The organism is Anoxybacillus pushchinoensis (assembly GCF_900111795.1).
Taxonomy (GTDB): Bacteria; Bacillota; Bacilli; order Bacillales; family Anoxybacillaceae; genus Anoxybacillus; species Anoxybacillus pushchinoensis.
The window spans coordinates 50,681-57,295 of the sequence record NZ_FOJQ01000011.1 but is presented as its reverse complement, the minus strand read 5'-3'; the positions used below and the strand labels follow the sequence as shown (position 1 = coordinate 57,295).

The following is a 6,615-nucleotide window of genomic DNA, read 5'->3' as shown; positions in this document are numbered from 1 at the left end:
TTTTCATCTATTTTGCTTACATATCTGACAGGTTCCTTATTATACCAAATCAGGAACCTGTCTTTTTTTCTCCCACAAACATTTTACTCATACGATTGATGTCATACATGTATATGCCATGGTACAATAAAGGGAAAGGGTAGAGAGTGGGGGAGAAGGTTTGATACTGTATTTTATCGTAAATCCTTCAGCGAAAAATGAGAAATGTAAAAAAACATGGAAAAAAATTGAACGAACACTTCGGCATCACCATATTCGTTATCATGTTGTATTTACAAAAGCACAAGGAGACGGAACGAAGTTAGCGCAACAAATTGCAGAGCACACTCATGAGCCGTTTATATTAATTGCAGTTGGTGGAGATGGTACGATGCACGAAGTGATGAATGGTATCGCGATGTACGATCATGTCACTGTCGGGTACATACCAGCTGGGACAGGAAACGATTTTGCTCGTGGGATAAAACTCTCGATCACGTGGCGAAAAGCGCTTAGTCAAATGTTATCAAGTGTGGAAGGTATGCATGTCGATTCGTATGACATTGGGGCATTTAAAAGTGCAAAACAAGGTGTTTTTGTGAACAATGTTGGTTGTGGATTTGATGCACATATTTCAAGAAAAGTGAATGCGTCAAAATGGAAACAAATTTTAAATCGCTTGTACCTAGGAAAGTTTGTTTACGTTTTTTACTTATTAAAGGAAATGTTTTTATATAAACCGACCGTCATACAATTGACAGTTGATCAAAAACAATATACGTTTTCAAATGCGTGGCTTGTCACCGTTGCGAATCATCCGTATTATGGCGGTGGAATGAAGATTGCTCCATTTGCGCAGTCAAATGATCAACATTTGGATGTCGTTGTTGTCGATAATATATCACGTTTGAAATTACTCGCCTTATTTGTGACGGTTTTTTGGGGTGGTCATATAAAGATGAAAGAAGTACATACGTTTCGAGGGAAATATATTCATATTTGCAGCAACACGTCTCTTCCTCTCCATGCAGACGGCGAGCAAATTGGGGAAGGTGAGATTACGATTTCAGCAAACAAACAAATACGTGTACTGAAGTAGCCCGCATAAGAAAAAAATAGTGAAAGGCTCTTGTTGTCGCTAAGAGCCTTTAATACTTGTTTTGCATATGTCGCAATATTTCATAGGCGCGATCGCCAAGCAGTGCAAGTAGTTGCTCGAGTATCGCATCTCGCTGTAGATCAAGCTCAATAATTTGTTTTGCTAAATCTATAGCTTTCTTTTCCATCGGCAATCTCCTTTCGAAGTTGTTCATATTTTTTTCGCAGTTCTGTTAGTGTCCAATGATGTATTTCTCCTTCTTCATGCAGTTTGTCGATATAAAATTGTTTTTGTTTCATCGTTATTTGCAGAAGGGTTCCCATTTCCTTTCCTCCTTCCGTCATTTATTTGATAATCATTATATCGCTTCTCTATGTTGTAAACAGCACTTTTGTTACTTTTCATAACATAAATAATAAGTTTTGTTACTTTTTATAACAAAAATCATTCCAATATTCATAAAATACTGTATATTAATGTTATAAAATATAACGTACATGAGGGGGATGAGGATGGAATCGTATAAACATAAAAAAGTTATTTCAATTGGTATTGTTAGTGAGTTAACAGGTTTGTCACCGAGACAAATTCGGTATTATGAGGAGCGCCAACTTATTTTTCCTGATCGGTCAAAAGGGACGAGAAAGTATTCTTTCGCGGATGTTGAATGGCTCGTTGAGATTGCAAACAAACGAGAGGAAGGAGTGCAAACACGGGAAATTCGCTATGAAATGATGAAAGAAATTCGTGAAACGATGAGAAAAGGACAAATCAACGCTCATTTTCGTTCTCGCATGTAATTTTCCCTTTTCCATGTTATAATTGATGGTGGAAGGGGAATGGTCATGTTTATGGAGTTTTCATTCGATGTATTTACGTATGTATCACTCTTCAGTATGTTCGTTGTGGCGATGACGTGCTATGTGAAGCGACAAGCGAATTACCCCGTCACTATTCAACGCTTCGTCACATACGATATGAACGGTTGCAAAAAGATGAGCGATGCATACACATATACGCCATTACACATACGTTTTGTCACGTTTCAACAACGTAAAATCCCGATAAACGAGCAGTCTTATGCGAGTGGTGAAGAAGGAAGGATGCTCCTTGTTTGCTTATCATAAAACAAACAAGGAGGAGCTATATCGTGAAAAAATGGACTATTTTTATTTTTTGTGTTGTTGTTAAGTGCATGCAATCGAAATGTACCGATTACAGAGCATAGTCAAGGTGTATGGGATCATTATTTTGTTTACCCAATGTCAAAGCTATTACTGATGCTTGGACACGCATTTCAAGAAAATTACGGGCTTGCAATTATTGCGTTGACGATTGTTGTCCGTTTTGGGTTGCTTCCGCTCATGATTAAACAATTTCGTACAAATATTGCGATGCAACGCATTCGTCCAGAAATGCAAAAACTGCAACAAAAATATAAAGGCACAGATATGGAGACACAACGAAAGCTACAACAAGAAATGATGCAACTATACCAAAAACATGGTGTCAATCCGATGAGCGGTTGCTTGCCGATTTTTATTCAAATGCCTATTTTCATGGCTCTATATTACGCGATTTCGCGTACAGAAGAAATTAAACTACATTCATTTTTATGGATGCAACTCGGTCATCGTGATCTATATTTCATTATGCCGATATTAGCAAGTTTAACGACATTTATTTCAATGCGTTTATCTCCATCTGCCACAACAACAGAAGTAGCGACACAAATGAAAATCATGTCATATATTATGCCTGTGATGATTTTTATGGGGGCAAGTTCTGTCCCTTCCGCTTTATCGCTATATTGGGTCGTTGGTGGATGTTTTTCGATTATTCAGTCGCTTGTGATGCGTGCGCAATGGAAGAAGCATCAAGTAGAAACTGCCAAATAACCTGCTCGCTAGCTGAGCAGGTTTCTTTTCGTCAAGGGGTGAAAAAATGAAAGTTATTATTGCTGAAAAACCTGATCAAGGGAAGACGCTTGCATCGATTTTTCAAACAAAAAAACGAGAAGGATATATTGAAATTTTACCGAATGAGCTGTTTCCGAAAGGTGCTTATATGACATGGGCAGTTGGACATTTATTTGAATTAGCTCCTCCGGAAACGTATGAAGCAAGTTGGAAGCGGTGGACACTTGATACGTTACCAATCATTCCAGATCGTTTTCAGTACGAGATTGATCGAAAAAAGGCGAAACAGTTTGCGATCATTAAACAATTGCTTCGTAAGCCAGAAGTGATTGAGATTATTCATGCTGGTGATGCAGGGAGAGAAGGAGAATTAATCATTCGAAACATTATTTACATGAGTGGTGTAAAAAAACCGATCAAACGGCTTTGGATCTCATCTTTAACACCGAAAGCTATTGAACAAGGATTTCGTCAGTTGTTGGATGAAAAACAGACACGTCCTTTATACGAGGAAGCGTATGCGCGAACATGTGCGGATTGGCTTGTCGGTATAAACGCCTCGAGGGTGTATACGATTTTATTGAAACAAAAGGGAATGAACGATGTCTTTTCCGTTGGACGTGTACAAACGCCAACGCTTGCTCTAATTGTGAGAAGAGAAAAAGAAATTGAACAGTTTCGCTCGGAGCCGTTTTGGGAAGTTGTTGCTACATTTGATGTGGACGGAAAACGATACGAGGGAAAGTGGTGGCACGAAAATGAGACGCGCACATACGATCGAGAGCTTGCTGAGAAAGTGAGCGCGTTTTGCAGACGAAAACAAGTAGAGGTAGCAGAAGTTGTATGTGAGCGAAAAACATTTTTACCGCCGCTTTTGTTTAATTTATCAACATTGCAGGCAACGGCAAACAAGCGGTTTAAATATTCGCCGCAAAAAACATTAGATATACTACAAAAACTATATCAAAAGGGGTATGTATCGTATCCACGCTCCGATTCACAATATGTAACTAAAGGAGAAGCGGAAACATTTCCACATATCTTAAAACAACTTTCACAAAAGGAAGAGTATGCTCCTTATTTTCCACTCGTTCACGAATCGATTTTACATAATAAACGTTATGTAAACGAAAAGAAGGTAACAGATCATTATGCCATTATTCCAACTGAACAAGTGCCGAATTTGACAAAGTTAAGTCAGGATGAGCGAAATATTTACGACCTTGTCGTTCGGAGATTAATTGCTGCTCATAGTGAAGAAGCTATATTTGATTATACAACGATTGTAACCGTTGTCGATGGACGTGCTCGCTTTATTTCAAAAGGAAAGAAACAAATACAAGCAGGATGGCGGGACGTCCTTATGTCACAAGATGATGATGTACAACTTTTACCGAATGTACAAAGTGGAGAAAAAGGAACGGTATATGATGTGTATGTGAAAGAAGGAAAAACACAGCCGCCAAAGCGATATACAGAAGGCGAACTGATCACGTTAATGAAGACAGCAGGGAAGTTTTTAGATGACGAACAACTGGAGAAAGTATTAGCGAAAACAGAAGGACTTGGGACGGAAGCTACCCGCGCCTCCATTATTACAACGCTAAAACAGAGAAATTATATTGAGATAAAAAATAATCAAGTATATGTAACTGATAAAGGAAAAGTATTGATTGACGCAATCGGCCCGCACCTTTTGGCGTCTCCTGAAATGACAGCAAAATGGGAACAACGATTAAGTGAAATTGGCGAAGAAAAAGCATCGGCCACAGCATTTATGGAACAAGTGAAAAAATTGGCAGCGAAAATTGTGGCCGATGCGGTACAAGTGGCAAATCATTGGTCATTTGAAGGACTAGATACCACTTCGATTCAGCAGAAGAAAAAAACAACGATCGGAAAACATGTCGGGGTTTGCAAGCTTTGTGGGGGCTCGGTCATTGATAAAGGTTCGTTTTACGGTTGTGTCAACTATGCAAAAACAAAGTGCTCATTTACTATTTCAAAAACGATATTGGGCAAATCGATCTCACAAGCAAACGTCAAAAAATTATTAGCAGAAGGAAAAACGAGTGTTATCAAAGGGTTTAAAAAGGGAGAAAACACATTTAATGCTGCGGTTATATGGAATGAAAAAGAAAAACGTATATCGTTTTCGTTTGAAAAATAGGAGGCTTCCCTCCTATTTTTCAACTTCGCCTTTCCACTCATTCATACCGCCGGTCATATTATATATACTTGAGAAGCCTTCTTTTACTAGCAATTCGCTTGCTTGCGCTGAGCGATTACCGGAACGACAAATGACAATATACGTCTTGTTTTTGTTCAGTTCATCTACACGATCTGGAAGATGTTGTAAAGGTAATAAAATAGCTCCAGGAATATGACCGGAAGCATATTCCTCTTCTGTACGGACATCGAGCACAACAACGTCCTCTTTTTGCATCATTTGTGCAGCTTCATCGACAGAAATGTTTGTATAACGGTTTTGTGCACATCCGCTTATGATGAAAAGAAATGTAAATAAAAAAGAAAACCATTTTTGCATGAAATTATCGCCTCCGCATATAATCAAATACCCATATGTGTATTCTAGCTTATTTTTTCGATTTCTTCAAACGTTTCGACACCATTGTTATGTCTATATGTAGTACAATAGGAAGAAAGGTTTACATGGAAAGAAGGAGAGAGCATGTGCGGATCTATCATCGACTTGATTGGAAATACGCCCGTTGTTAAGCTCAATCGGGTTGTTTTTCGGGAGGGAGCAAGTGTATATATAAAGCTTGAGTCGTTCAATCCAGGTGGAAGTGTAAAAGATCGTGCAGCTAAACGAATGATTGAGCAGGCCGAGCGAGAGGGAAAAATTGTCCCTTTTCGAAGCACGATTATTGAACCAACATCAGGGAATACAGGAATTGGGTTAGCGATGGTATGCGCAGCGAAAGGTTATCGTTGCATCATCACGATGCCAGATAATGCGACAAAGGAACGGGTGAATTTATTAAAAGCATATGGTGCGGAAGTTCACTTAACCCCTGCAGCTTTGCGCATGCAAGGGGCGATTGATGAAGCATATCGGCTTGCGGAGAGTATTCCAAACAGCTTTATACCCATGCAGTTTGAAAATAAAGCAAATCCAGATGCTCACCGAATAAGTACAGCAGTTGAAATTGTAGAGGCATTTCCAGAAGGAATTGACGCGTTCGTGCTTACAGCAGGAACAGGTGGGACAGTGACCGGAACAGGGGAGGAATTGAAAAAAAAATTCCCCCATTTACGCATTTATGTTGTTGAACCGTACGGATCCCCAGTCCTTTCAGGTGGGCAACCAGGTCCGCATAAAATTCCTGGTACCGGTCCGGGATTTATTCCTCGTATTTTAAATCAACAAGTGTATGATGACATTTTGCTTATCAAAGATGAAGAAGCACAGATGATGGCGCGGCGATTAGCTGCAGAAGAGGGGATTTTAGTGGGGGCTTCAGCTGGGGCAGCTGCCTTTTGTGCGGTTCAAGTGGCGCGAACTCTCCCGAAAGACGCACGTGTGCTTTGTATGGCACCAGATACAGGAGAGCGATATTTGTCCTCCGATTTATTTAACGGATAAGAGAGAGA

At 39.5% G+C, this 6,615-nt stretch carries 8 protein-coding genes; 6 read left to right on the top strand and 2 right to left on the bottom strand.

Annotation, left to right across the window (positions count from 1 at the left end):
• Positions 1 to 160 precede the first annotated feature (160 nt).
• Positions 161 to 1,078, top strand: coding sequence for a diacylglycerol/lipid kinase family protein (locus tag BM213_RS05005; protein ID WP_077428312.1), 918 nt, complete (start codon positions 161 to 163; stop codon positions 1,076 to 1,078).
• A 49-nt stretch (positions 1,079 to 1,127) separates the two neighbouring features.
• On the opposite strand, the gene BM213_RS14640 is transcribed toward BM213_RS05005, so the two are convergent.
• Positions 1,128 to 1,265, bottom strand: a complete 138-nt coding sequence (locus BM213_RS14640) for a hypothetical protein (protein WP_164970108.1) — start codon at positions 1,263 to 1,265, stop codon at positions 1,128 to 1,130.
• Positions 1,266 to 1,590: 325 nt separating this feature from the next.
• Between BM213_RS14640 and BM213_RS05000 the strand changes: the two genes are divergently transcribed.
• Genes BM213_RS05000 through BM213_RS04985 form a run of 4 tightly spaced genes read left to right on the top strand, consistent with a single transcriptional unit; the run spans position 1,591 to position 5,167 of the window.
• Positions 1,591 to 1,878: a MerR family transcriptional regulator gene (locus BM213_RS05000; RefSeq protein ID WP_006323413.1), complete on the top strand. Its 288-nt coding sequence runs from the start codon at positions 1,591 to 1,593 to the stop codon at positions 1,876 to 1,878.
• 39 nt (positions 1,879 to 1,917) lie between these two features.
• A complete protein-coding gene (locus BM213_RS04995; RefSeq protein WP_244149192.1) occupies positions 1,918 to 2,205 on the top strand; it encodes a hypothetical protein in 288 nt (95 codons plus the stop codon).
• Positions 2,206 to 2,256: 51 nt separating this feature from the next.
• Positions 2,257 to 2,976 carry a membrane protein insertase YidC gene (yidC, locus tag BM213_RS04990; protein WP_077428314.1) on the top strand — a complete coding sequence of 240 codons (720 nt, stop codon included), beginning with the start codon at positions 2,257 to 2,259 and terminating at the stop codon, positions 2,974 to 2,976.
• A 46-nt stretch (positions 2,977 to 3,022) separates the two neighbouring features.
• On the top strand, positions 3,023 to 5,167 hold the full coding sequence (locus tag BM213_RS04985; RefSeq protein ID WP_091701595.1) for a DNA topoisomerase III: 2,145 nt from the start codon (positions 3,023 to 3,025) through the stop codon (positions 5,165 to 5,167).
• Between the two features lie 12 nt (positions 5,168 to 5,179).
• Here BM213_RS04985 and BM213_RS04980 read toward each other — a convergent pair whose 3' ends face one another.
• Positions 5,180 to 5,545, bottom strand: a complete 366-nt coding sequence (locus BM213_RS04980) for a rhodanese-like domain-containing protein (protein ID WP_091701593.1) — start codon at positions 5,543 to 5,545, stop codon at positions 5,180 to 5,182.
• Between the two features lie 144 nt (positions 5,546 to 5,689).
• Here BM213_RS04980 and cysK point away from each other — a divergent pair, with 144 nt between their 5' ends.
• Positions 5,690 to 6,607, top strand: a complete 918-nt coding sequence (gene cysK / locus BM213_RS04975) for a cysteine synthase A (protein WP_091701590.1) — start codon at positions 5,690 to 5,692, stop codon at positions 6,605 to 6,607.
• Positions 6,608 to 6,615 lie beyond the last annotated feature (8 nt).